Source organism: Acetobacter sp., assembly GCF_022483985.1.
Classification (GTDB): domain Bacteria; phylum Pseudomonadota; class Alphaproteobacteria; order Acetobacterales; family Acetobacteraceae; genus Acetobacter.
On sequence record NZ_JAKVME010000003.1, the window covers coordinates 96,839 to 120,659 of the forward strand.

Sequence of the window (23,821 nt, forward strand, 5' to 3'; positions counted from 1 at the left end):
CTTATAGCAGAGTCTCTCCTCTTGGGAGAGCCGGACGCGACGGTCAACGCGAGCGGTTGCCGTGCTTATGCCGGCACGGCCGCTGGCTCCGCTGGCAAGGCGACGATGTTGTCGCCCCCGAACCAAGCCGTAAGCCGCGCCATGGCGTTAGCGCTGAGCACCTGAGTGAACAGGAGCGCAAGACGGACCTTTGGCCGAGAACATGCCACGTAGAAGAGGTTGCGGTTGTTCTCGAAGAACTCTGCTTTATCGGCGGGCGGACCGGGCTCGATCCACTCGAGCATCTGGCCGAAGTTGTATTTGTTCCAGCCGCGACCGACGATCACGAGCACGTTCTCGAACTCGGCGCCCTTGACGCCGTGCTTCGTGGCAAAGGGAGTGTGACCGTCGATGAAGCGATCAAGTGCGACTAGCTCAGCATAAGGGACAGCACGCAGCTTCCGGAGCTGGGTAATACGGCGGGACTCTCCTTCGATCGGCTCGGCGCCTGCTTCGGTCAGCCGTCGCTCTGCGTCTTCAACTGGCTCTGGAAGACGCATATGCGGCTGTGCAGCGATGAAATCGACAACCTCGCCGATGGTCCCCGATGTGCGCAAAGCGATCAACGCGGTCATGGCGTCCGACCATGCGACCTTGTCGGCGTGCTTATGGATTTTTGGGGTGCCGGTACCGAAACATCCGAACATTTCACCGTATCGCTTGGCCTCAAATGCGGCGCAGGCCGGCTCAAAGTGGTCGGTCAGAAATTTGATATGCGGATCGTCCTTCTTCAGCCAGGGGTCGTTGAACTGGCCGTAGATCGGCGGGATGCTGGAATACCCCTGCTCGCGCGCAAGCACGCTGTGGCTGAGCATAAGGATCTTGGTCGTCCCGACCGAAAAGTCCCAGCCCTCCGCTGCAAGCCTCTGCTTGATATGCGCGAAATACGCTTTGGCCGCCTCGGGAGTGGTATCGCCGGTCCAATGGCCACCGCCTTGTCCGGTCCGCCTGATGCCGGGCCAAAGATTGGTATGATACACTCGCGCCTCGCCAGGAAGCGCTGGATCACGCACCATTTGCGGTAACGCCGGTCGCATCCGATTGAGGACTTGGACGATAGGGTCGGTGGATCGGAAGTTCGCGTTCTTGTCGATCACTTCCAGCGCGGCATGCTCGACAAGGCCGCAGCCTTCGCCATAAATTTTCTGCCAGTGGTCGCCGAAAAGCCCAATCTGCGGACCTTGGCCCGCGTCGAGAAAGTCCGCCTTGATCGCATCGACGAAGCCAGCATCGGTGTCTTGATACTCGTCGATCAAAAGGATGGGAAAGCGCGCCGTGAGGACAGACCGGAACTTCGGATAGGCTAGCATCTGGATCATCAGCGCCAGCACGTCGTCGTGCCGTAACGTCACCTGGTGATCACTGACGCTCGGATACCCCAGTTCGTAATGGACGCGGCGGGCTCCGATGCCGCCGACTGGTTCAAGGCGTTCCGCCCAGCCCTCAAGCGCGGGAACGAGCGCACGCAGCGTCGATTGGAAGTCGTGCAGAATGGACCAGCAAAAACCGTGAATCGTATCGGGGCGCACGGCAGGATGGGCCTGAATGCGCGAGATGATCTCGTCCTTGGCGACGTTGGTGTAGGTGATGCAGGCGACCTGCTGCCCGCGGCGAAGAAGCTCGGCGCCGCGACGGTCGATCAGGCGGCGGAGCGCTTTATCGAGCGAGTACGTCTTGCCGGCGCCAGCGCCAGCTTCCAGCCGGAAGCTGCGCCCATCGTCCAAACAGCCGAACATCCGTTCAAGGGCGACGCGCCCGGCGGCGTCTGCGGGATTCTCCGCTTCCTCAGCCATTCTCGCCCACCTCAGCCACATTCACCGCCACGCCGGCGGCGCCTGCCACGATCTCGACCGCCACCGCCGGAGCTGGGGCCACGGGTGCAGGATTGCCCTCCGCCAGCCAGCGCAGCCCCTCTGCGATGTATCGGGGAACGTTCCAGTCCATGTGCTCGATCGCGTGCTCTAGGGCAAAGGTGGACTTCTTCTGATCCGCAGCAAGGGCATAGGCGGCCAGCGCTTGGTCGCCGTCCAGGGGGAAGCGTGCAGGATTGGCCAGGATGAAGGCGTCCTCAAAGCTTCGGCCGCACGGTCCCCCGGCCGCTTCCGGTATCTGGAAGGCAACGCGCCGAACGCCGGTCGCTTTGTCAGGCGCATTCTTTCCCAACAGCGCCTCGGGCGAAACATCGTCTCCGAACCATGCTTTCAGGCATCCGTTGCTGGTGAACACCCCGTCCGCGACTGGCACGGCCACGCGCTTCCCAGCATCGTTGGGCTTCACTGCGTCGATGTCGGTAATGATGAGGGTGCGCAATTCGAGGAAGGACAGGAGATCGAAAAAACGGTGGGCATAGGCCCCGCCGACCTCCATCACCGTGAGATACTGGCTGCCGAGCTGCGGTTGCCCGGCGGCCGCGCCGTCCGTCTTGCGGATCATGGCCGGAAGCAGGATGCGCTCCGCTGTTCCCTCGATCAGGACCGCCTTGTCGGCGAAGAACAGATCGCACCGGGTCAAGGTTAGATACTGATGCAGAAACTCGCGATCCGGCTCGGGGGCACCGCCCATGCCCTTGCGCAAATCCTTCACGAGTGACCGGCGCATGCCTTCGCCATCCGGAACGGAGAGGAAATAGCGCATGGCCTCGAACCGCGCTTCGTTCGCCATGTGGGGAGAGTGAGTGGTGACGACGAACTGGACCGGCCATGGCCGGTTCTCATTGAGCTGGGCGATGAAGGCGCTGGGATCTGGTCGAGCTGCCTGATGAAGACCTCCTGCATCTGGGGATGCAGGTGCGCCTCCGGCTCTTCGATGAAGATGAGATGCACCCCGGCCGCGGTCGGTGTGGCCTGATATTCGCGGAAGAAACGCAGCAACTGGAGCAGCATATAGACGAGGTTGCGCACGCCGAGCCCGTTGTAGGTTTCGGGCAGCGTCATGCCGTTGACGCCGACGTAGCGAACCTTGGTGTGATCGTTCAGCAGCTTCTCGACATCAAAGCTGGTCTCGGTAACGAGGCCCGGATCGGAGAGGCCGGGATAACCGAACAGGTCGAACGTCGGCAGGAGTGAGGTGAGCTTGGCGTTGAAGCCGGCATGTAGGTCGCCCTGGATTTGCTCCACGGCTTCCTTGAGCTGCTCGGCCGTCGTCCGCTTTTCTGGATCGACTGGATCGGTCAGCGCAGACTGAAAGAGCACCTCGACGACCTTCCCCAGAACGTCCCGCTCGCGATGCGTATCGTCGTCGAGGCCGCGTTGCGCGTTGATGAAGCCGCCCCGGATCAGCGTCGTGAGCGTTTTCGGCTCCAGCGACTTTCGATTGGTCGGATCGTTGGGGTCAACGGCCTCCAGCGATGCCGCATAGGCAGCCTGCACGCGGCTGCCCAACGCCCGAAACAGGTTCCGGCGGTTGATCGCCACGTCATCGCCGACGGCGAGATCTGTGAAGAGTACGGTAGGCGCGGTTGGTCGAGGGCCATAGGTAAGAACGAGTCTTGCGTCTCTGCTGTCCGGATCGAGATCGACGATGCACTCGCTCAATGGGCCAAGGTCTGGGGCGTCAATGTCGTAGGTGATGTCGATCGTGATCTTGATGGACGGGAGGAGTGCAACGACATCCGGCGCAGAGCCCCCCGCGTTGCTTGCCTCAAATGCCGCCCAGAAGCACTCGTGACAGCCCAGGGAAAAGTCCTCGATCCTGAACGATGGCACCTTATCGCCGAGGAGCCTCCGGAACAGCTCCGCAATCGACGTTTTGCCACTGTTGTTCCGGCCGACAATCAACGTGGTGCGATCTTCGAACCCAACCGCAATATCGCGCAGGAGTCGAAAATTCTCGATTTGAACTTCCTTGATCCGCACCGAGCCCCCCGTTCTTAGTTAATTCGCAGGCACCTTCCGGTGCCCAAGGAGGCCTCGCCCCATTGCCTCCCAAAAGGCCCTCAGAGGCACCCCTTGAATGTCAGAAAAAGATAGCTTATTTTCTAACAGATGAAAACCCCGGCTGTATCCGTTCCTGATCGAGTGATGAGGCGTGTTCGCGCAAGCGGACGCGGCAGCGTTTTCACGCCCAGCGACTTCCTCACCGTCGCCGCTCGCCCGTCGGTCGATCAGGCACTCTCCCGGCTAGTCAAGGGCGGCCAGCTTCGGCGTCTAGCGCGTGGGCTCTATGACTTCCCCAAGCTGCATCCGAAGCTCGGTCCTCTCTCGCCCGCTCCAGACGATGTCGCCAAGGCACTCGCCCGGGAGACCGGCTCGCAGGTTCAGATCGCGGGTGCGCGGGCGGCGAACGTGCTCGGGCTCTCGACGCAGGTTCCTGCCCAGAGCACTTACCTGACCGATGGTCCCTCTCGGCGCGTCGTGCTGGGCAAGCGCGTCGTTGATCTTCGTCATGCTTCGCCCAAGCATCTCATCGCACCCGGAAGCCCCGCCGGCACAGTCGTTCAAGCCCTTCGCCATGTCGGCCCTGTGCGCGCGGCGGACGTCGCGCAGATCGCGTCGCGGCGGCTTTCGGCGACCGACAAGAAGACGCTAGCCTCGACCGCCGTTCAGGCGCCTGCCTGGATGCGTCCTACTCTCGTCTCGATTGCCAACGCGGCGGCGGCTGATATCGATGGATGAGGTCGCCCGTCTTCCCGCCGCCGATCGCGCCGCTCTCTTCGGGGAGACCGGCGCTGGCCGGGGTGTCGCCGACACGATCATCGAGAAAGACTTCTGGGTTTGCTGGGCCCTAAGACGCCTCTTCGGCCTGCCAAAAGGGGCGACAGCGACCCTCGTCTTCAAGGGCGGCACATCGCTCTCCAAGGCGTTCGAAGCCATCCGTCGCTTCTCCGAGGACATAGACCTCTCGTTCGATCGGGCTGAACTCGGCTACACCGGGGATCGCGATCCCGAGAAGGAGGGGATCAGCAGGAAGCAGGCGGCCCGGCTGATCGACGATCTCGTCGGCGACGTCGAGCGTCATATCGCCGGGCAACTCCTCCCGGCGCTTCGCGCCGCGATCGTCGAACAGCTCGGCGAGCCGGCTAACGGCGAGTGGACGCTGGAGATCGACGCCGGCGACGCCCAGACGGTCAACTTCCACTATCCCACCGCTCTGCCCGCCGCCGAATATGAGGGCATGGCCTACATCACGCCGCGCGTGAAGCTCGAGCTCGGCGCGCGCGGCGATCCCTGGCCCACCGAGGAAAAAGTCATTCGCCCTTACGCGGCCGACGACTATCCCGATTTCTTCGAAAAGCCTGACACCAGAGTGACCGTGCTGTCAGCGCGACGCACATTCTGGGAGAAGGCGACCGCGCTTCACGCCGAGGCGCACCGCCCGGCCGACTCGCCGACACCGCAGTATTTCTCGCGACACTATTACGACCTCGCCATGCTCCTCGACACGGCCGAGTGCCAAGCCGCTGCGACCGACTTTGATCTGCTGGCGCAGGTGGCCTCCCACAAAGCCACCTTCTTCCGTTCCGGATGGGCCAGCTACGACACCGCGCGACCTGGAACCCTGCGGCTGATGCCCGACGCGTCGCGGGTCAAGGATTTGCGCGGCGACTACCGGGCGATGGCGCCGATGATGTTTGACGAGACGCCGCCTTCGTTCGACGACATTCTGGCGAAGATTGCGATGCTTCAAGAAACGATCAACAGCTGACTCGAGGCTGCTTACAGCGGAGGAAGATTCATCAGTTCGGTTCGATCCATTGACCTGCGTATCATTGACGACCTCGTCGACTTCGTCCGGGGCCGGGGCTTCGTGTTGGATTTTTCCGACACCAGTTTCTCGGACTTCTTCGCGTCCGAACTCAAGGTCAACATCGACGATCCGAAATACGCGGCCAATGGCGGATCGAAGGGCAAGCGCCTGCGTACTTTCCTCCAGACCTGCGATGATGCGACCGCCGTACGCGCTATCGAAGCGCTCTGGGAACATCGCAGTGAATATCTGGCGCGCTCCGGCGGCGCCGACCCCGTCGCCAATGCCGAGACCCGCTACCAAGGCCTGATCAGCCGCCTCTCCGGCGGCGCTGCGCCGTCGCGCCCTTCGGCGAGCCCCCAGTCCGTTCCCGTCGACCGCACGGCGATCGCCAAGATCAAAGCAAACCTCATGCAGGTCACGGCGTTGGCCCCACATGCGCGCGGCTACGCCTTCGAGGGCTTCCTCAAAGGCCTGTTCGACGCGTTCGGCCTGGCCGCCCAGGAGCCGTTCCGGCTGCGCGGCGAACAGATCGACGGCAGCTTCCAGCTCGGCAGCGAAATCTATCTGCTCGAAGCCAAATGGCACGGCCAGCCGATCGGCGTCGCTGAGCTGCATACCTTCCATGGCAAAATCGAGCAGAAGGCGGCCTGGACCCGCGGCCTGTTCGTCAGCAACAGCGGCTTCACCGAAGACGGCCTCGCCGCCTTTGGACGCGGTAAGCGGGTCATCTGCATGGACGGCCTCGACCTTTACGAGATGCTCGATCGTGAAATCCCGCTCAACCAGGTTCTCGAACGCAAAGTCCGCCGCGCCGCTGAAACCGGCGCGCCGTTCATGCGCGTGCGCGACCTCTTTCCTCAGTGACCGGGAGGAAACAGGATGGCGCAGTTCAATGATTGGTGCATTTCGGTCGACGCCCCGGTGGGAAACCACCATCGGCGGGTGATGACAGGACAGGCCGCCCACCTCGCGGTCGGCATCCAGGCGACAGCGGCTGTCGTGCCTTCGCATTACGCCTCGGAGGAACAGGTGGCGCGCGCACTCGCGCGGCTTGGCAAACCCGCGGCCGCCGCGCTGATCGAGAGCAAGCTGCCGACCACCAAGCAGATCCGGTCCGGCGACCTTGGCGAGATCTACGCGACGGAATGGATAGATGCCCATAGCGGCGGCTACCGCGCACCGATCAAGCGCCTGCGCTGGAAGGACCATCGCAACATGGCGATGCGTGGCGACGACGTGATCGGCATCCTGCAAGACCCCCAATCGCAACGTCTCCAGTTTCTGAAGACGGAGGCGAAGAGCCGCGCCGCGTTGACGGCCCAGGTCCTGACCGAAGCCCGCGCAGGGCTCGACAAGGATGGAGGATTGCCTTCGGCCCATGCGCTGCACTTCATTTCCGCGCGTCTCCTCGAGCTCGACAATCTGCCGCTCGCCGATGCGATCGATGACGCGCTGCTCAAGCATGGCATCCCGCCGCAGAGCGTCCGCCATCTGCTTTTCACATTCACGGGCAATGCCCCCGATGCGCTGCTGGCAGCCTCGCTGCAGGCCTATCCCGGCCCCATCAATCAATGGGGCATCGGACTTCGCGTGGAAGGCCATGCCGCCTTTATCGGCGCGGTCTACGATCGAGTGATCGCCGATGCCAACAACCCCTGAGGCCATCGCCGCTGATATCGCCGAGGCGGCGGCCGCCGGCTTCCGGGGCCGACTGATCGCTCGCGGACAAGCCCGCGCGATCATCTGGCGGGATGGCGCCCTTCCTCCCGACGCGCCGGCCTTTGCCCCGCAGCTCAGCTACGACCTGCACAGCTACGCCTATGCCCTGCTCGGCCTCGGCCTGCGCCTTCGCGAGCTCGGCGGCGACCCGACCCAGGCGCGCACGGCCTTCGAGCAGGCGGCGACAGCGCTTGAGGCGGTGATGGCCAAGGGAGATCGCCAGGAGGCCGACCGCGACTTCCATTTCGTTATGGCGGCGGCCGCCTATCATCTCGCGCACCTTTCCGCGCGCGCCTATTCTCTCCTCGCGATCGTCGAGGCGGATGAGAATTTCTCTCCGATCGAGCGCGCGCTCGCGCAGTTGATGCGCCGCAATTTCGGCGCCTTGCGAAACAGCGTTCTGGACTACCGGGCCTCCGGGCAAGGCAGCGATGCGCGGATCGCCGCCGACATCCAGGCTCGCCTCGACCAGGCCGAGGGCGTTGCCGCACCGGCGGATGCCGGTGGAGACGACTTCCTGTTCGACGGTCTCGATACCGCGCTCACGGACGCCTTCATGGCCGCCATGTCGCTCTACCTGCTCGCGCTCGAACGGGGCGAGCGAGGGCTGGTCGATCAGGCGCTTGAGCGACTACGTGTGAGCTTGGCAATTTGCGGCGAGATGAACATGCTGCCGCAATGGTGGGCCCATCGCGTCGCCATCCACCTTCTGTCGGATCTGTGGTCGAGCACCTTCCATGAACGGGTTCCGCTTCAGCCCGCAGGCGGACTGGCGGCGGATTGGTCGCGGTTGCGCGAACTGTTCATCGCGCTGCTGCAGCGTCGGGCGAAGGCGGAGATCGACCTTTGGCCATCGCAGACCGAGGCGGCCGGTCGCGCCGTCGACCAGTCCGACGACCTGGTCGTGTCCCTGCCGACGAGCGCCGGCAAGACGCGTATTGCTGAACTCTGCATCCTGCGCTGCCTCGCCGGCGGCAAGCGGGTGGTGTTCGTCACCCCGCTGCGCGCGCTGTCAGCACAGACCGAAACCACGCTCCAACGGACCTTCGGGCCGCTCGGTAAGACCATATCGGCCCTCTACGGTAGCATCGGCGTCAGCGGCTTTGACGAGGACGCGATCCGTGAGCGCGACATCGTCGTAGCGACGCCCGAGAAGCTGGACTTTGCGCTCCGCAATGATCCCTCACTCCTCGATGACGTTGGCCTGTTGGTCTTCGACGAAGGTCACATGATCGGCCTCAACGAACGTGAGGTCCGCTACGAAGTGCAGATTCAGCGGCTGCTGCGCCGCGCTGACGCCCAGGATCGCCGGATCGTCTGCCTATCAGCCATCCTCCCCGATGGCGATCAGCTCGACGACTTCGCCGCCTGGCTCCGCCGCGATCATCCGGGCGGGCTGATCAAGAACGACTGGCGGCCGACCCGGCTGCGCTTCGGGGAAGTCGTGTGGGGGTCGCCAACCGCCCGGCTCAATCTGCGGGTCGGAGACGAGCGGCCTTGGGTCCAGCGTTTCCTTACAGGAGCCGCGCCACCCAACTGGGTTCCGCCGAAGCGGCGCCGCATCCGGCTGTTTCCCGACGACCAGCGCGAGCTTTGCCTCGCGACGGCCTGGCGGCTTGTCGATGATGGCCAGACTGTCCTCGTCTTCTGCCCCGAGCGGCGCAGCGTCGAGCCGTTCGCCGATGTCATCGTCGACCTCCATGAGCGCGGCGCCCTGCGCTCGCTGCTCGATGCCGATCCCAATGTGCTGAGCACAGCGATCGCGCTCGGAGAGGAATGGCTGGGCGCCGACAGCGCCATCCTCAAATGCCTCCGCCTCGGCGTCGCGCTCCACCACGGAGCGCTGCCGACCGCCTACCGCAAGGAGGTCGAGCGCCTGCTTCGCGAAAATGTCCTCAAGGTCACCATCTCCTCGCCAACCCTGGCCCAGGGCCTCAATCTGTCGGCGACGGCCGTCGTAATGTACTCGCTGCACCGGGCCGGCGAGCGGATCGAGATCAGCGAGTTCAAGAACGTCATCGGACGCGCCGGACGCGCCTATGTTGACGTCGAGGGCATCGTCCTTTTCCCGATGTTCGACGACATCCCCAAGAAACGGCGGAATTGGGAAGGGCTCATCACCGACCTTGGCGCGCGCGAGATGGAAAGCGGTCTCGTGCGCTTGGTCGCGGTGTTGCTTACCCGGATGCGCGCGCGCATCGGCGGAGACCTCAACCAGCTCGTCGACTACGTCGTCAACAACGCTGCCGCCTGGACATTCCCCGAGATCGCCAATGAAAAGCCGGAAGACCGGGAGCGCGCTCTGGCCGACTGGGAACGCCACGTTGCGACGCTTGATACCGCCATCCTCAGCCTTATCGCGGAGAATGACATCCCCGATGACGGCATCGAGGCGGCGCTGGACGACATCCTCCAATCCTCTCTGTGGCACCGCCGCCTGCAGCGTCAGGAGGCTCAGGTCCAGCAAGTGCTCAAGGCGGGTCTCGTGTCCCGCAGCCGGCTGATCTGGAGCCAGTCGACGGCTGCTCGGCGGCGCGGCTACTTCCTCGCCGGCGTGGGTCTGACGACGGGCCATGCCCTCGACGCCATCGCCACCAACGCTAACCTGCTTCTCATCCAGGCGAACGGCGCGATACTGGAGGGCGACGCAGAAGCCGCGATCACCGCCATCACCGGTCTTGCCGAGGAGGTGTTCGCCTTCTATCCCTTCACGCCCGACCCGCTGCCGGCGAACTGGCGCGACATCTTGCGCGCCTGGCTGCTCGGCCAACCGCTGGCGGCATTGGGCGGGGCTCAGCCATCGGAAACACTGCAGTTCGTTGAAGGCGGCCTCGTCTATCGGCTGCCTTGGGCGATGGAGGCGATCCGCGTTCGCGCCAGCGCCAATGGCGACACGGTCGGCGTGTTCGACCTGCCGTTGGAAGATCACGAACTCGGGCTGGCGGTCCCTGCTGTCGAAACCGGCACGCTGAACCGTTCCGCGTCCATCCTCATCCAAGCTGGCTTCAATTCGCGGCTCGCCGCGATCAAGGCGGTGACCGACACCGGCGCGACCTTCACGACAGGTCAGGAGTTGCGGCAATGGCTCAACTCCGATGCCGTCGCCGCCTGGAGCGCGCTGCCTGACTGGCCGACGCTCGAAACCAAGCCGATATGGACGGAGTTTTCCCAGAGCTTCACGCCGGCCGAGAAACGTACCTGGGCCGATCGGCGCTATTGGGCGAACGTCGCCTGGCTGGGTGCGCCTCCACCGCCCGGTACGGTCGTACAAATTCACCAATGGGCGAACCAGCCTCGGGTGCTATCGACCGACGGCTCCCCGCTCGGCACCGTCCAAGCTGCACTCTATCCGCTTCGAGCCGGTCTGCTTCGCGCCCAGGTCGCGGCGGATGTCAGCAAGATCGACATCGTCTACCTTGGCCCTGACGATCTGGCGGGTCCGTAGCCGCCGAGCCCACTGGGCTGCCGACAACAAATGGTGCGTCGCGTGCGCGGGCGCCCGCCCAAGCGAGACGATGTCAACCGATCCGCAGCCGCCGCAATAGCTTGCCAAGCACCGCCTCATAATCTTCCGGCTTTGAAAAATCGGCGTAGAGCTTGCCTTGCAGGAAGCCGGGTAGCTCGCATTCCTCATAGAGCAGAGGGAGCACAACGACCTCTCCCGATGAGATCTCGCGGTTCATTGCCAGATCGAGCTCCTTCTTCACCCATGGCGCGTCAATCGATTTCTTCGACAACACGACCGCAATGTAGCGGCTGAGCTTCATGCCTTCGTCGATCTTCGCAATCAGGGAGTCTCCGATTTCGATCTCCGCCTCATCCAGCCATACCCTGGGCACGCCATGGGCGAGAAGGTCCTTGCGGAGTTGTCGCACGAAGGGCTTGTCGACGCCGGTGTGGCTGAGGAAGATGCCATGATATTTTTCATGCGCAGGGTCTGACTTCTCCATCGCCAGGCTATCGCGCACAAGCTGGTTCTGCGCCTCTTGCGATGTCGGCGGCGTCACCAGCCATCCCACCGTGCTGCCCAACGCCAATTGGCCTCCAAGGCTGTAGCCTTCGGGGGTGGCGGCGATCGACCCATAGCCTTCGCCCGGATCGGAGAGGCAAAGCGTCCAACCGCCGGTGCGGGACAGCATGTCGAAGTAGCGCGCAAATGGACTGTCGGGATCAATCGCTCCCATCCTGCGCCCCTTCTTCACGAGAAGCTCGGAACGCTTCACGAAATTCGCTACTTCGGGTGCCGCGTAGCCAAGATGGGTCTCGCGATATCCGAAGAAATTGACCCGCTTGGGCTCCGACAGGCACCAGACGACTGTCGCGCCGTCGGCGATCGCCGCTTCCATCTCCTTGCGTCGATCTTCGGCGTCGAACGCGGAGTCGAGATCATAGCGATCATTCTGGCTCTTCAGCTTGCCCAGTTCGTAAAGCTCGTTCGAGAACTCCCCGCCCGCGCCGAACAGGAAATGCGTGTAGCTCTCCGGGTTGATGATGATCGTGTCATATTCGTAGAGCGGATAGGCCGCCCGAGCGCGATCTACATCCGGCTGGCAAAGACCCAGATTGTCGATCGCTACGCCCTCGATCGGATCCCCGGTATAGTTCACGCCCACCGTCAACACTCGCTTCATGGGTTCGTCCTCTTTGTCGGTTCGATGTTCAGGACCTCGCCGCGAGCACCGACCACGGCGATCTCAATGCCCGCCAGAGCGCAACGCGGCGCGAGCCGCTCGGCGAGACGCAGCGTGCCATCGGTCAGCGGCGCGACCGCCACCTGACGCCCCCGTGGCGGCGTCGCCATGAGCAGTCCTACTGTTTCGCACAAGCCGCGGTACAGCCTCGACGTCTGCCCCGCATTACGCGTGTTGATGATGCCGCCTTTACATTCGGCCACGATCACCTGCTCGCCGATCTCGGCGACGACATCTCCTAGCCCGGATTTCGGGTTGATGGTGATCGTCTGGTCGCGCTCATTGCGGTAGAGCCCGCCATATGTCGTGCTGCCAAGCGCCGAGACCCTGGCGAACCCGCGGCGCGCCAGCCAGGCGACGAAATCGAACTGCTTTCCGTGCTCTCCATCCGGATGGATGCGCACTTCGTGCGCCCCCTCCGCGCGCAGGAGATGCATGGCGTAGGCGACCATCACCGCGCCCTCATACAGATGGAGCTCGTGGACACCGTTCGCCTTGACGACGCGGTTCGGTGGCGGCGCCAGCGCGATGACGAGATCTTCGAAAGCCACCCCTGCGTCCTTCCCTGCCGGTCGGCCCCGCCCGACACCCATCCTTGACATCAAGCTATAACCGTCCATATTTGCCCGGTAAAGGAGGGCCGGTCATGTTTGCCTATAATCCGGAAAAATTCGCGTCGCTCTACGCGTCCGATCTGGGCCTGCGGTTGTGGGCGTTTCTCACGCGCCCCGAAAACGTCGCTCGACTGGAGACCGCCTCCGAGCTCAGCAAGCCCGCTGTCGAAGGGATCGAGGAGCAGCTGCTGGCGGTGTTCCGCGAGGAGGTGCTGGTTGACCGTGTGAAGCAGATGGTGGGGCACATGGTGCGTCAGATTTTGGAACAGCAAGGCTGGGTGCTCGATCAGGCCGACGTGAAGGTTCAGTCGGTGCCCTTCTCCAAGGCGGCCCGTTACCGTCGGCCGGACTGGGTCACCTTCCATGCATTCCGCAACACCAGCGACCCGCGCGATGTCGCGATCACCGATCGGCGGCAGAACGCTGTACTGCCCGCCGACGCGCGCTGGACCTATTACGCGACCTTCGCCAGCCCGCTGAAGGCCGCCGTCGCCTTCGGCGTCGGCGACATCCGTCAGCTTCGCCAAACTGTTCACGCAGACGGCTTCAAGCGCGTGCGTGTCGAACGCATGCTGCGTCGCGCTTGAGGAGCGACCGATGACCGACCTCACTCTGGACGCTCAGACCGTCGCGGCCGCGAATTTCTATGACACCCATTACGCGGGCGCCGAGCCGGTCTTCCTCGAGCCCGGTACGAAGCTGTTCCTCGGCAGCCCCGAAAGCCCGCGGCATTGCCGCTTCTGCGGCAAGATCGAACCGGAGGTCACGTTCAAGGACGAGGCTCACGCTTTACCCGCAGCCTTCGGCAATACCGGCCTGTTCAGCTATTATGAGTGCGACGCCTGCAACCATCTGTTCGGCGAGGGGATCGAGAACCATCTCGGCAATTGGTCCAAGCCGATGCGCACCCTGTCGCGCATCAAGGGGCGCAACGGCGTGCCGACGATCAAGAAGCCTGGCCGCGATAAGGGCTGGCGGGTCGAATATGCCGACGCCGGCTTCCAGTTGAAGGAATATGAAGACGATCCCTTCTTCGAGGTCGACGAGCAGGCCAAGCAACTTCGGTTCGAGTTACACCGCGACACTTACATTCCCGTCGCGGCCCTAAAAGGGTTAGTCAAAATCGGGCTCACCTTGCTGCCCGACGCCGAGACGCAGCATTTTCGCGAAACCTACGATTGGATCCGCGACACTGATCACAGCCGGAATTTCGTCGCCGAATTCCCGGTCTTCCGGACGACTATCCCGGGACCGATGCGCAATGACCTCATCATGCTGATGCTCATGCGCCGCCGCGCAGGCATTGACACCGTCCCTTATGCCTTTTTCACCTTCGCCTACGGCAATGAGGTGCTGCAGGTGTTCCTGCCTTCGCTATCGCAGGACCAATGCATCAACGGAAAGCCCCTCACCATGGTGCCTTTCCCCAATCCTGGGTCGCTCGATGCCGCCCGCTACGGCCGCCCCCGCTTGAAGGTCGAACACCTCACTGGTCGCGAACCCGTCAAGGGCGAGAAGGTGCCGGCGGCTTTCGGGTTCGACTCGGTCTTGCACACAGCGCCCGACGCGGAGGCGTGATCACGCTGCGCGAATAAATTGGTCCTATTGACACCGATTTGACAGGTGCCCATATTGGTTCTGTCAGAACCGAATTGGACTCGTAATGGACCAGACAGTCACAACGGCTAGGGCGGCGGAAATCGTCGCCATCGGATATGAGGGTTTGCGCTCCTATTTGAAGCGGGGATTGCTCGGCTCAAGCGGATTGATGGCGCCGTTTGTTCACCCGAATTCACCCGCTCCCGATCTCAGCCGGGTCCGCGCGAAGTGGAAGCGCTTTGGCGTCGTCGATCTCTGCCTCATGCGGCTCGCCAAGCAGCTGATCGATCTCGGCCTCTCGTTCGAACAGGCAAATGGCATCGCGTCGCGTGACGAGGTCCGGAAAATCCTGGCACGTGATCGCGACACGACTGGCGCGACCTTGATGGCTTGGCCTCCTTACTACGACTTCATCGTCTTCGCGGGACACGATCTGCGGCATCTTCCCGACCGACTGGCCGAGGTGGGCGACGTGGCGGTGCTCGTGCAGTTGGATCGTATCGCGGATCATGTTCGCTCCGAGATCGACAAAGGCACCGACGTCCTTGCCCCAGCAATGGCCGCAGAGGATCAATGACGCGGCTGATCGACGTCTCCTTCGTTGCTCAGAGCGATTGAGAACGATAGGTGCCGATATTGAAAGTCTTCTCAGATGGCCGTGCGGTATTTTCGGGCTGTGGCGTACAGATCGGAGGGTTTCTCTTAGACACCGTGAGGCTTGGGGCAAACAAACGCTGGTGGAATCGATTTGAAGATCAATGACGTCCGCCAGCGCACGCTCCCCAGCCTATAAGTTATTACTGCGCTGACCCTGTGCCTGCGCCGCGATAGCGCGACAGCCAGTAGGCGTACTGCACCGGCAGCGTGGTCCATTCAGGCCGATCGACCCCGAGGGTCTTGGCGAGCGCGAAGGTGTAGTGTGGGTCCGCCAGATGAGCCCGGCCGATCATGACGAGATCCATCTGCCCGGTTGCGATAGCGCGCTCGGCGTCGTCCGGTCCGTCCATACACCAGGATGAAGCCACCGGCAGAGCTGCCTCGCGTCGCACTCGCTCCGCAATGGGCGCGAGGAAAGCAGGCGCCCACGGCGTCCTGACGCGAGAGATAGACGTTGTGTGCCTTAGAACGCTTCATACGCTCCTTCGGGATAGTCCAGACCGCGTTCTCGAAATCCACTTCATCCCACACCGCATCCTGCAACTCGCTCTTGCGAACCATCGTCAGCAGATAGAGCTTCATCCCCAACCGGATCGTCGGCAAGGTCGCGACGTTTTCAAGCTGCCGGAGCATGATGCGAATCTCAGTCGGAGATAGTGAGCGATCCTTCGGCGCGAACGTCGCGATTGATGCCGGCCCGACATCGTCAGCCGGATTTGCGACCTTCTCACCGTGCAGGATGGCGAACCCATAGATCTGCTTCAGGATGTCCCGTACATGGATCGCAGTTGCTGGCGCCCCGCGATCGACGATCTTTGCGCAGTGCGCGCGCAGGTCGTCCGGCGTGATCTCCGTGAGGAGCCGATTGCGCCACGCCGGAAGTGAATTGCCCCGGGTTTTGTGGAGACAGAACGACCCGTAAGGTAAGAAGAATTCATGAGCAACAAATCGAAGCGTTTTCCGCCTGAATTTCGCGAGCGTGCAGCCCGCATGGTTCTGGAGGAAGAGAAGAACCATCCATCACGCTGGTCCGCGGTGATGATGATAGCGCCAAAGCTGGATATTCATCCTGACACGCTGTCAAAATGGACCCGTCTGCATGAACGTGCCAATGCGCCTGCGGTGAGTGAACTGCCAGATCGAGAGAAGATCAGGCAACTGGAGCGAGAGAACCGCGAACTGCGGCAGGCCAATGAAATCCTGCGCAAGGCGTCGGCATATTTTGCCCAGGCGGAACTCGACCGCCGGTTCAGGCCATGACACGCTTCATTGAGGAGCATCGGCAGACATATGGTGTCGGGTCAATCTGCAGGGTTCTGTCGATTGCACCATCTGTCTATTATGCTTATCGGGCGAGACAGAAAAATCCCTGTGTGCGCAGCCAGAAAGACAAAGAACTGTATCATGAAATCCGCAGGGTCTGGACCGATAATTTCTGTGTCTATGGAGCGCGCAAAGTCTGGCATCAGCTCAGACGTGAAGGTCTGGATGTCGCCCGCTGCACGGTAGAGCGGCTGATGCGCCGGATGGGACTGAAAGGCGTCATTCGTGGCAAGGGGATCAGAACCACACGGCCCGATCCGGCACGGCCCTGTCCACGGGATCTGGTGCAGCGCCAGTTTCATGCCCCAGCCCCCAACAGGCTCTGGGTTTCGGATTTTACTTACGTTTCCACATGGCAGGGCTTTGTTTATGTGGCCTTCATCATTGATGTATTCGCACGGGTTATTGTGGGCTGGCGCGTCTCGTCCACTGCCCATACCGACTTCGTACTGGATGCTCTCGAGCAGGCTCTGTGCCAGAGGCGGCCTGAGGGAAAAGTGACCCACCATTCCGACCGCGGCTGTCAATATGTGTCCATTCGCTACACGCAAAGACTGGCTGAAGCCGGACTGGTCGCCTCTGTCGGCAGTGTCGGAGATTCCTATGATAACGCCCTGGCGGAGACCATTAACGGGCTTTACAAAACCGAACTCATCTATCGGCAGGGGCCATGGAAAAACAGGGAAGCGGTTGAACTGGCAACACTTAAATGGGTCGACTGGTTCAACAATCGACGGATCCTGTCCTCCATTGGAAACATCCCCCCAGCAGAAGCTGAGGCACGCTTTTATGCACAACAGAAATCACATGCATTAGCTGCGTAGTTCAGATAAAAACGTCTCCACAAAACCCGGGGCAATTCAAAGCAGCTCTCTTTCGAAGATCGAGCGCCTCATTGCCCGCGTGCTATCGGCCATGGGCGCGTTGACGAGCCATTTCTCGCCGAACTCGCCGAAGCTCTTGGCTTCCTTGATCCGTCTTTTCTCACGCTGCTTCTCGATCGCAGGCGACCGCCCTTCGCTGACGGCCCTTCTCGCATCTATGCAGAGCTCACGGGCACGGGCCAATGAGATCCCGTCGCGTCCGTACTTCCCGAGATAGACGGTCTCGCGGCGCCCGTTCAGACGGTAGTCGAGGCGAAACGATACGGCTCCCGAAGGCATGACACGCACGTACATGCCGTCCCGATCCGAAACCTTATACATCTTGCTCTGCGGCTTCAGCGCCTTGATTGCAGCATCCGTCAGCATTTCCGCGTCACCTCCAAAAAGTACCGTCATGCGGTTTTGGGCGTGCCTTGGCGGAAAACTTACCGTATTTTCAGATAGTTAAATCTAAAAAAGTACCGTCAAGGACCTCACATTCCCTGACGGTACTTCGGATTTTGGAGCTGATCAATATGGGCAAGGCCCGTCACACGGCCCGTCAAGCCCGATCCCTACACACCGATAGGTATCGATTGATGTCGAAGCATTTTTTATTATTTATCAGTGCGTTATGGCGTACCGCAGCGTAGTTTCGGATACCACCGGATGGGCAAAAATCATTCCCACTCGATCGTGCCCGGCGGCTTGGACGTGATGTCATACGTCACGCGGTTGATACCACGCACTTCATTGACAATGCGGCTTGCCACACGGTTCAGGAAACCCATGTCGAACGGATACACATCCGCCGTCATGCCGTCCGTGCTGGTGACGGCACGCAACGCCACAGCCTGATCATAGGTGCGGCCATCGCCCATCACGCCGACAGTGCGGACCGGCAGCAGCACGGCAAAGGCCTGCCAGATGGCGTCATACAGTCCAGCGTTGCGGATTTCTTCCAGATAGATGGAGTCCGCCTTGCGCAGCAGGTCCAGCTTCTCGCGGGTGATGCTGTCGCTCGGGATACGGATGGCCAGACCCGGTCCCGGGAACGGGTGACGGCCAACAATGTTCTCCGGAATATCCAGCTCGCGGCCAAGGTCGCGGACCTCGTCCTTGAACAGTTCGCGCAGCGGCTCGACGAGCTTCATGTTCATGCGCTCGGGCAGACCGCCGACATTGTGGTGCGACTTGATGGTGACAGACGGGCCGCCCGTGAAACTGACGCTCTCGATCACGTCCGGATAAAGCGTGCCCTGAGCGAGGAACTCCGCGCCACCGATCTTGGCGGCCTCTTCCTCGAACACTTCGATAAACAGACGCCCGATGGTCTTGCGCTTGATCTCCGGGTCCGTGACGCCTGCCAGCTCCGACAGGAACATGTCGGATGCGTCCCGATGGATCAGCCTGATGTTGAACTGGCCACGGAACGTCTTGACCACTTCCTCGGCCTCGCCCGCACGGAGCATGCCGTGATCGACGAAAATACACGTAAGCTGGTCGCCAATCGCCTGATGGATCAGCACGGCGGCGACGGAGGAATCCACGCCACCGGACAGGCCGCAGATGACCCGCTTGTCGCCCACCTGCTGACGAATCTTCTCGATCTCGACATCGCGGAAACGCGCCATCGTCCATGTGCCGGTGCAGCCCGCGACGTTGTGCGTGAAGTTCTTCAGCAGCGCCGCGCCATGCGGTGTGTGGACCACTTCCGGATGGAACTGCACGCCATACATGCGGCGGCCTTCGTCGGCGATCACGGCGAACGGCGCGCCCTCGGATGTCGCCACGGCGCGGAAACCCGGCGGCAGTTTCGTCACGCGGTCGCCGTGGCTCATCCACACCTGCTCACGTCCGCCACGCGCCCATGCGCCACGGAACAGGGCGCAGTCCTCGGTGATCTCCACAAAAGCGCGGCCAAACTCACGGTGATCGGAGCCTTCGACCTTGCCGCCAAGCTGGTTGCACATGGCCTGCTGGCCGTAGCAGATGCCGAGCACCGGCACGTTCAGCGCAAACACCACGTCCGGAATGGTTGGCGCACCTTCGTCATGCACGCTGGCCGGACCGCCGGAGAGAATGATCCCACGCGGCGCAAAGCTGCGGATGCGCTCCTCGGCAACCGTGAACGGCCAGATTTCGCAGTAAACACCGCTCTCGCGCACGCGGCGGGCGATGAGCTGCGTCACCTGTGAGCCGAAATCAAGGATCAGGATCCGATCGGCGTGCAGGGAGGCGTCGAGGGCGGGTGTGGCGGCGTCCTGATCTTTGGCGGACATGAAGGGCTCCTTAAGGCACGGCATCGGGGTGACGTGCGACATTGCAGCATGCTTTTGGCGCGGTATAGGACGGGCGCGCGCCGACGTCACCCGTTTCCCGCATATTTGGGTTAGGATGACATCTGCAACCCGTATCAGCCAGAGGTCCCATTCATGCGCTTTTCCGTTTCACACACGTTTCGCGCCCAGATGATGATAAAAGGGCTGCTGATAGGGGGGCTACTGGCCGGAGGGCTGCTCGGCAGCGTGGCAGCGCCTGCCCTGGCTTCCGCGCAGGATGATCCTCTCGGCGACTGGGTCGGAACTCTGGTCACCGACAAGGGCGCCTGCCCGGATCAGAAACCCTCCATTCTACAGGTGCGGGCCGAAAGACTGTTTTTCGCCCCGGGCACCGGAACGCTGGTGCTGCGCGGCGTGCCGGACAAGGACCACAAGCGCTTTCATGCCCAGCTTCTGCTCAAGGACATGAAGGATCGCCCCCTGCCGATGGTGTTCGAGGGTCGCCCCGAAGGCGATACGATTGTCGGCGAGTATGGCACGCCGAACTGCCGGGCTCATATCGTGCTGACGCGCCCTCAGGGGAGTGCGTGGCAAAGCTTCATGGGTAACAAGGAATAGGTTCGGGGCGTCGTCTTTTTATTCAGGGATGATGGTTTCCGAAGCTTTTTGAAAAAAGCTTCACCAAAAACTTTTTCATGTTGATCGGTTTCGGGGTGTGGCCGTTTACTGCGCGGAGCTGACGGGCTTGCGGGGTGCTGCGCTGCGCCATATCCCTGAATTTCCTTCCGGCAACTGAAAGACCGATACCATGAAACTGACCGGCCAGATCGTTCTTCCTGATCGTGTTGTTTCCGGTGAGGTGGTCTTCGATGAAACCGGCATCCTCTCAGTCACGCCGCGTCCCGATGCGGGACGGCGCTTCATCCTGCCGGGCTTTATCGACGGACATGTTCACGGCGGCGACGGAGCCGACACCATGGACGGAGTCGCGGCCATTCACCGCCTGTCACGCTTCCATCTGACGCACGGCACCACGACCATCCTGCCCACCACCATCACCAGTCCCTGGCCAGAAGTGATGAACGCGCTGCGGGCAGTTGCAGAAGCCCGAAACGCGCCACCGGGGAATGGGCCGAACATTCACGGCGCGCATCTGGAAGGGCCGTTCGTCAGTCCGCACAAGCTGGGCGCACAGCCCCCGTTCGCCATTCCGCCGACGCCCGACCGTGTGGAGGAGGCGCTGGAAACCGGCATCGTCCGCGTGGTCACGCTCGCGCCGGAACTCGACCACGCCGACACCGCCATGCGCCGCTTTGCAGAAGCTGGTGTGCGCGTCAGTCTCGGCCATACCGTCGCCGGTTATGAAGAAACGGAACAGGCGATCTGCCGCGTCTGCGCTGCTGGCGGCACCATTGGCGCGACCCATCTGTTCAACGCCATGGCCCCAATCCAGAGCCGCAATCCCGGTCCTGTCACCGCGCTGATGTGCAGCGACGCCGGTTATGCCGAGATGATCTTCGACACGCACCACGTCCACCCGGCCACGTTCCGTCTGGCGTCCCGTGTCATGGGCGAACGGCTGCTGTTCGTGACCGACGCCATGCGCGGAGCAGGCCAGCAGGAAGGGCCGAGCCAGCTTGGCGGGCAGGATGTGGTTATCCGCGACGGCGCTGTGCGGCTGCCCGACGGCACGCTTGCGGGCAGCGTGCTGACGCTCGATGTCGCTCTGCGTAACGCCGTGACGGTGGGCGGCGTGTCTCTTCCGACTGCAAGCCGCCTCACTTCAACCAGCCCCGCCGCCTATCTCGGTTTGCATGATCGTGGACGCATCGCGCCGGGATTGCGGGCTGATCTGGTGGTGATGAATGAGGAGTTTGAGGTAACGGAAATATTCGTGGAGGGATGCCGGGTGGTCTGACAACTAAAAACTACACACCCTCAGCGTTTAAACGAAATCATCGGAAATATATTCAATATAGTCGCATTTATAAAATATTGCCCTGCAACATCAGAAAAAACATTGCAGGGCAACAGATACAAAACCCATTATTATGGGCTGAAAACATATAATCCGGCAGTATCAGCCTAGGCCGCCACCTGTTGAAGGAGGAAATCCAATAAGGGTCATTCCCGAAATGAAACCACAGTTATTATAGGAAACAGCATTGTTTATCGAAGATATCGTATTGTTGTAATATGACAGCGCACCGCTTACAGACATGCCCGCGCCGGACTGGGCGCCAATCGCGACATCGCTGGAAATATTCTGTATTGCCGAGTTGATCGTGCTGCAGCTCGCGCCGTTAAACAGGTCAGCCGTGACATTGTAAATGCCCGCCGCCAGACCAGCCATCGCACCAATTGTCGTCGATACCAGCTTGTCCAGACCACCGAGGCTGGAGCCACAACCAAAGCTGAGTGACAGACAGAATCCGCCAGAGATCGTGTCCATTTCCGAGAGAGTTAATTCGCGCATTGCAGCCTCCATATATTGCTAATAATTCACTAATACATAGGCAAAATCGCCACAATCTCACAGATCGTTAATTTTTCATCAAATAGCAGGATAAAAAGAAACCCTTTTGATTTTATAGAAAAAATTCACGCACATCACTACATCACCCATTGAAATAACTTTATCAATTTACTCAAGTATTTGAAAATAATCAGAATTGTTTTGCTTCCGAAAGCGGCAAAAACACAGGAAATTTCTTTCTGAACATCATTGAGAAAAGCCCCGTTGCGACAAGCGCCATCCTTACCGATTTCATGCCTTTCTCACGAACAATTCATCGAATTTCGAGAGCAGTACGGGAGCAACATCACCGCTTGGGAGAACGTCGCCACGGCCAAGCAGATTAGGGTCTTTCGCCGCTCTCGCGACAGTCACGTAACCAACAGGCATACCGGGGAGCCGAGGCATTATGCTGGCTCATAAGCCGTTGCATTTTCGGAGGAGAAGTCAAAAAACACTTTTCCAAAACAGTTTCTTTTAAAAAATCGTTTTATTTCACGTTCTTTTTCATCCATGCGGTTGCGAAAGAACACTGTGAAACCAGTGTCAGATTTTCCGCCTGAGCCACTTCATAAGCGTGACGCACAAGCGCAGAGCCCACACCGCGCCCAGCCAGAGCTTCGGGCACGTCAGTATGCAGGATCATCAGGCTGTTCGCTGATTTCTGATAATCCAGCCAGGCAGTGACCTGATCAAGTTTCACTTCAAAGCGGTGAGCAACCTGATTGTCATGTATGTCCATGATACCTCCTGCTTCTCCAAGATCACGCATCGGAAAAGGAGTTCTCGACACCGAGCAGATACCGGGAGACACCGCATGATGGCGCTCCACGTCTGATCCGGTTTCATCAGGCCAGAAATTGGTGATCCTGAGAGTACAGCACACAGATCACTTTTTCGTTGCAAGGGCGGCAGACTGTCTTTCTGAATTCCGTCCTGATCATCACCACCACTTTACCGATCAGGAAGGGGATGATCTCGACCACATGAAGGCTCGCCTCTGCATAGTTTAAGGTCTGTGGGGATTCACATGATGGTTGATTTATGATTCAAGCTTTGGATGGAACGCTTTGTGCTGACAGACGCCCAATGGGCGCTGATTGAACCCCATTGCCTTGGCAAGCCTGCTGATCCTGGACGGAGCGGTCGGAACAACCGTCTTTTCATGGAAGCGGTGCTGTGGATTGTCCGAACGGGAAGTCCGTGGCGTGATCTGCCAGCCCTGTTTGGCAACTGGAGCACGGCCTTTCGTCGCTTCAGCGACTGGCGCGATGCCGATGTTTTCAAACGGATTTTCGATGCCCTTTCCGGTGATCCAGACATGGAATACGCCATGGTCGATGCAACGATCGTAAAGGTTCATCGTCATGGCCAGGGCGCAAAAGGGGGACTCAGAGCCAGGCCATAGGCCGCTCGAAAGGCGGCATGACGACGAAGATTCTCGCGCTGACGGATGCCTTGGGCAATCTCGTGCGTTTCCGTCTGATGCCCGGACAGCGTTTTGACAGCGTGGAAGCGCCACCGTTGATTGACGGCCTCGAGTTCGACGCCTTCATCGCCGACAAGGCATTCGACAGCAACGCCATCATTGCCGAACTGAATGAAAGGGGCGCAACAGTCGTCATTTCCCAGCATCCGCGACGTTCAAAACCGCTGCCGCTGGATCGGGAAATGTATAAATGGCGGCATTTGATCGAGAACTTCTTCTGCAAGCTCAAGGAATTCAAACGCATCGCAATGCGGGCCGACAAAACAGACAAAAGCTTCACCACAATGATCTACCTCGCAGCAGCCATCATCCATTCACGGTGAATCCCCACAGACCTTAAAA

23 protein-coding genes, 1 pseudogene and 1 other annotated feature are annotated in these 23,821 nt (G+C 61.0%); of the genes and pseudogenes, 12 read left to right on the forward strand and 12 right to left on the reverse strand.

What is annotated here, in order from left to right:
- Nucleotides 1–65: 65 nt before the first annotated feature.
- Genes LKE90_RS14665 through LKE90_RS14675 form a run of 3 tightly spaced genes read right to left on the reverse strand, consistent with a single transcriptional unit; the run spans nt 66 to nt 3,893 of the window.
- Complete coding sequence (locus LKE90_RS14665) at nt 66–1,832, reverse strand: UvrD-helicase domain-containing protein (RefSeq protein ID WP_291501534.1); 1,767 nt, start codon at nt 1,830–1,832, stop codon at nt 66–68.
- A complete protein-coding gene (locus LKE90_RS14670; protein WP_291501535.1) occupies nt 1,825–2,673 on the reverse strand; it encodes an ATP-dependent nuclease in 849 nt (282 codons plus the stop codon). The genes LKE90_RS14665 and LKE90_RS14670 overlap by 8 nt, the downstream gene beginning before the upstream one ends.
- On the reverse strand, nt 2,619–3,893 hold the full coding sequence (locus LKE90_RS14675; protein ID WP_291501536.1) for an ATP-binding protein: 1,275 nt from the start codon (nt 3,891–3,893) through the stop codon (nt 2,619–2,621). Before LKE90_RS14675 ends, LKE90_RS14670 begins: the two co-directional genes overlap by 55 nt.
- Nucleotides 3,894–4,058: 165 nt before the next feature.
- On the opposite strand from LKE90_RS14675, the gene LKE90_RS14680 reads away from it, so the two are divergent.
- From LKE90_RS14680 to LKE90_RS14700, 5 genes are all read left to right on the forward strand, one after another.
- Nucleotides 4,059–4,652, forward strand: a complete 594-nt coding sequence (locus LKE90_RS14680) for a DUF6088 family protein (protein WP_291501537.1) — start codon at nt 4,059–4,061, stop codon at nt 4,650–4,652.
- The gene (locus tag LKE90_RS14685; protein ID WP_291501538.1) at nt 4,645–5,682 is read left to right on the forward strand and encodes a nucleotidyl transferase AbiEii/AbiGii toxin family protein; all 1,038 of its coding nucleotides are present in this window, start codon (nt 4,645–4,647) and stop codon (nt 5,680–5,682) included. Before LKE90_RS14680 ends, LKE90_RS14685 begins: the two co-directional genes overlap by 8 nt.
- 105 nt (nt 5,683–5,787) lie before the next feature.
- The gene (locus tag LKE90_RS14690) at nt 5,788–6,591 is read left to right on the forward strand and encodes a restriction endonuclease (RefSeq protein WP_291501539.1); all 804 of its coding nucleotides are present in this window, start codon (nt 5,788–5,790) and stop codon (nt 6,589–6,591) included.
- 15 nt (nt 6,592–6,606) lie between these two features.
- Nucleotides 6,607–7,386 carry a Hachiman antiphage defense system protein HamA gene (locus LKE90_RS14695; RefSeq protein ID WP_291501540.1) on the forward strand — a complete coding sequence of 260 codons (780 nt, stop codon included), beginning with the start codon at nt 6,607–6,609 and terminating at the stop codon, nt 7,384–7,386.
- A complete protein-coding gene (locus LKE90_RS14700) occupies nt 7,370–10,891 on the forward strand; it encodes a DEAD/DEAH box helicase (RefSeq protein ID WP_291501541.1) in 3,522 nt (1,173 codons plus the stop codon). The genes LKE90_RS14695 and LKE90_RS14700 overlap by 17 nt, the downstream gene beginning before the upstream one ends.
- Before the next feature lie 73 nt (nt 10,892–10,964).
- Here the strand turns inward: LKE90_RS14700 and LKE90_RS14705 are convergent, their stop codons facing one another.
- Nucleotides 10,965–12,077, reverse strand: a complete 1,113-nt coding sequence (locus tag LKE90_RS14705) for a toll/interleukin-1 receptor domain-containing protein (protein WP_291501542.1) — start codon at nt 12,075–12,077, stop codon at nt 10,965–10,967.
- Nucleotides 12,074–12,688, reverse strand: coding sequence for a hypothetical protein (locus LKE90_RS14710; RefSeq protein WP_291501543.1), 615 nt, complete (start codon nt 12,686–12,688; stop codon nt 12,074–12,076). Before LKE90_RS14710 ends, LKE90_RS14705 begins: the two co-directional genes overlap by 4 nt.
- A 95-nt stretch (nt 12,689–12,783) precedes the next feature.
- Here LKE90_RS14710 and LKE90_RS14715 point away from each other — a divergent pair, with 95 nt between their 5' ends.
- From LKE90_RS14715 to LKE90_RS14725, 3 genes are all read left to right on the forward strand, one after another.
- Entirely contained in the window at nt 12,784–13,338 is a 555-nt protein-coding gene (locus LKE90_RS14715; RefSeq protein WP_291501544.1) for a hypothetical protein, read from the forward strand.
- A 10-nt stretch (nt 13,339–13,348) separates the two neighbouring features.
- Nucleotides 13,349–14,329, forward strand: coding sequence for an HNH endonuclease (locus tag LKE90_RS14720; protein WP_291501545.1), 981 nt, complete (start codon nt 13,349–13,351; stop codon nt 14,327–14,329).
- 85 nt (nt 14,330–14,414) lie between these two features.
- Entirely contained in the window at nt 14,415–14,927 is a 513-nt protein-coding gene (locus LKE90_RS14725; RefSeq protein ID WP_291501546.1) for a hypothetical protein, read from the forward strand.
- 220 nt (nt 14,928–15,147) lie between these two features.
- Here LKE90_RS14725 and LKE90_RS14730 read toward each other — a convergent pair whose 3' ends face one another.
- Together LKE90_RS14730 and LKE90_RS16545 are read right to left on the reverse strand one after the other, a co-directional pair.
- Nucleotides 15,148–15,375 carry a hypothetical protein gene (locus LKE90_RS14730; protein WP_291501570.1) on the reverse strand — a complete coding sequence of 76 codons (228 nt, stop codon included), beginning with the start codon at nt 15,373–15,375 and terminating at the stop codon, nt 15,148–15,150.
- A 79-nt stretch (nt 15,376–15,454) separates the two neighbouring features.
- Nucleotides 15,455–16,024: pseudogene (locus LKE90_RS16545) on the reverse strand (tyrosine-type recombinase/integrase); the annotation flags it as partial.
- Between LKE90_RS16545 and LKE90_RS14740 the strand changes: the two are divergent.
- Nucleotides 15,944–17,154, forward strand: a protein-coding gene (locus LKE90_RS14740; RefSeq protein ID WP_291501409.1) for an IS3 family transposase whose coding sequence is annotated in 2 segments (ribosomal slippage) — nt 15,944–16,229 and nt 16,229–17,154 — 1,212 coding nt in all. Because the reading frame shifts where the segments join, the coding sequence is not laid out codon by codon here. The pseudogene LKE90_RS16545 and the gene LKE90_RS14740 overlap by 81 nt on opposite strands.
- Nucleotides 16,222–16,338, forward strand: a sequence feature (AL1L pseudoknot). It overlaps the preceding gene by 117 nt.
- Nucleotides 17,155–17,190: 36 nt before the next feature.
- Here LKE90_RS14740 and LKE90_RS14745 read toward each other — a convergent pair.
- Both LKE90_RS14745 and guaA read right to left on the reverse strand, forming a co-directional pair.
- A complete protein-coding gene (locus LKE90_RS14745) occupies nt 17,191–17,610 on the reverse strand; it encodes an Arm DNA-binding domain-containing protein (protein WP_291501547.1) in 420 nt (139 codons plus the stop codon).
- 263 nt (nt 17,611–17,873) lie between these two features.
- On the reverse strand, nt 17,874–19,475 hold the full coding sequence (guaA, locus tag LKE90_RS14750; protein WP_291501548.1) for a glutamine-hydrolyzing GMP synthase: 1,602 nt from the start codon (nt 19,473–19,475) through the stop codon (nt 17,874–17,876).
- Nucleotides 19,476–19,628: 153 nt separating this feature from the next.
- Here guaA and LKE90_RS14755 point away from each other — a divergent pair, with 153 nt between their 5' ends.
- Nucleotides 19,629–20,093: a hypothetical protein gene (locus LKE90_RS14755; RefSeq protein WP_291501549.1), complete on the forward strand. Its 465-nt coding sequence runs from the start codon at nt 19,629–19,631 to the stop codon at nt 20,091–20,093.
- Between the two features lie 22 nt (nt 20,094–20,115).
- On the opposite strand, the gene LKE90_RS14760 is transcribed toward LKE90_RS14755, so the two are convergent.
- Entirely contained in the window at nt 20,116–20,244 is a 129-nt protein-coding gene (locus tag LKE90_RS14760; protein WP_291501550.1) for a hypothetical protein, read from the reverse strand.
- Between the two features lie 39 nt (nt 20,245–20,283).
- Between LKE90_RS14760 and nagA the strand changes: the two genes are divergently transcribed.
- A complete protein-coding gene (nagA, locus tag LKE90_RS14765; protein WP_291501551.1) occupies nt 20,284–21,393 on the forward strand; it encodes an N-acetylglucosamine-6-phosphate deacetylase in 1,110 nt (369 codons plus the stop codon).
- Nucleotides 21,394–21,555: 162 nt separating this feature from the next.
- Here the strand turns inward: nagA and LKE90_RS14770 are convergent, their stop codons facing one another.
- The gene (locus LKE90_RS14770) at nt 21,556–21,951 is read right to left on the reverse strand and encodes a hypothetical protein (protein ID WP_291501552.1); all 396 of its coding nucleotides are present in this window, start codon (nt 21,949–21,951) and stop codon (nt 21,556–21,558) included.
- A 529-nt stretch (nt 21,952–22,480) separates the two neighbouring features.
- The gene (locus tag LKE90_RS14775) at nt 22,481–22,732 is read right to left on the reverse strand and encodes a GNAT family N-acetyltransferase (protein ID WP_291501553.1); all 252 of its coding nucleotides are present in this window, start codon (nt 22,730–22,732) and stop codon (nt 22,481–22,483) included.
- A gap of 318 nt (nt 22,733–23,050) precedes the next feature.
- On the opposite strand from LKE90_RS14775, the gene LKE90_RS14780 reads away from it, so the two are divergent.
- Nucleotides 23,051–23,802 (forward strand): IS5 family transposase gene (locus tag LKE90_RS14780; RefSeq protein ID WP_291501554.1). Its coding sequence is split into 2 segments (ribosomal slippage): nt 23,051–23,381 and nt 23,381–23,802, totalling 753 coding nucleotides; the frame shifts between segments, so codons are not numbered across the junction.
- Nucleotides 23,803–23,821 lie beyond the last annotated feature (19 nt).

What these genes read in the sequence shown, in the direction of transcription:
- LKE90_RS14665 (WP_291501534.1), bottom strand. Translation starts at nt 1,832, where the DNA reads ATGGCTGAGGAAGCGGAGAATCCCGCAGACGCCGCCGGGCGCGTCGCC.
- LKE90_RS14670 (WP_291501535.1), bottom strand. Translation starts at nt 2,673, where the DNA reads ATGCGCTATTTCCTCTCCGTTCCGGATGGCGAAGGCATGCGCCGGTCA.
- LKE90_RS14680 (WP_291501537.1), top strand. Translation starts at nt 4,059, where the DNA reads ATGAGGCGTGTTCGCGCAAGCGGACGCGGCAGCGTTTTCACGCCCAGC.
- LKE90_RS14685 (WP_291501538.1), top strand. Translation starts at nt 4,645, where the DNA reads ATGGATGAGGTCGCCCGTCTTCCCGCCGCCGATCGCGCCGCTCTCTTC.
- LKE90_RS14695 (WP_291501540.1), top strand. Translation starts at nt 6,607, where the DNA reads ATGGCGCAGTTCAATGATTGGTGCATTTCGGTCGACGCCCCGGTGGGA.
- LKE90_RS14700 (WP_291501541.1), top strand. Translation starts at nt 7,370, where the DNA reads ATGCCAACAACCCCTGAGGCCATCGCCGCTGATATCGCCGAGGCGGCG.
- LKE90_RS14705 (WP_291501542.1), bottom strand. Translation starts at nt 12,077, where the DNA reads ATGAAGCGAGTGTTGACGGTGGGCGTGAACTATACCGGGGATCCGATC.
- LKE90_RS14715 (WP_291501544.1), top strand. Translation starts at nt 12,784, where the DNA reads ATGTTTGCCTATAATCCGGAAAAATTCGCGTCGCTCTACGCGTCCGAT.
- LKE90_RS14720 (WP_291501545.1), top strand. Translation starts at nt 13,349, where the DNA reads ATGACCGACCTCACTCTGGACGCTCAGACCGTCGCGGCCGCGAATTTC.
- LKE90_RS14725 (WP_291501546.1), top strand. Translation starts at nt 14,415, where the DNA reads ATGGACCAGACAGTCACAACGGCTAGGGCGGCGGAAATCGTCGCCATC.
- LKE90_RS14745 (WP_291501547.1), bottom strand. Translation starts at nt 17,610, where the DNA reads ATGACGGTACTTTTTGGAGGTGACGCGGAAATGCTGACGGATGCTGCA.
- guaA (WP_291501548.1), bottom strand. Translation starts at nt 19,475, where the DNA reads ATGTCCGCCAAAGATCAGGACGCCGCCACACCCGCCCTCGACGCCTCC.
- LKE90_RS14755 (WP_291501549.1), top strand. Translation starts at nt 19,629, where the DNA reads ATGCGCTTTTCCGTTTCACACACGTTTCGCGCCCAGATGATGATAAAA.
- LKE90_RS14760 (WP_291501550.1), bottom strand. Translation starts at nt 20,244, where the DNA reads ATGGCGCAGCGCAGCACCCCGCAAGCCCGTCAGCTCCGCGCAGTAAAC.
- nagA (WP_291501551.1), top strand. Translation starts at nt 20,284, where the DNA reads ATGAAACTGACCGGCCAGATCGTTCTTCCTGATCGTGTTGTTTCCGGT.
- LKE90_RS14770 (WP_291501552.1), bottom strand. Translation starts at nt 21,951, where the DNA reads ATGCGCGAATTAACTCTCTCGGAAATGGACACGATCTCTGGCGGATTC.
- LKE90_RS14775 (WP_291501553.1), bottom strand. Translation starts at nt 22,732, where the DNA reads ATGGACATACATGACAATCAGGTTGCTCACCGCTTTGAAGTGAAACTT.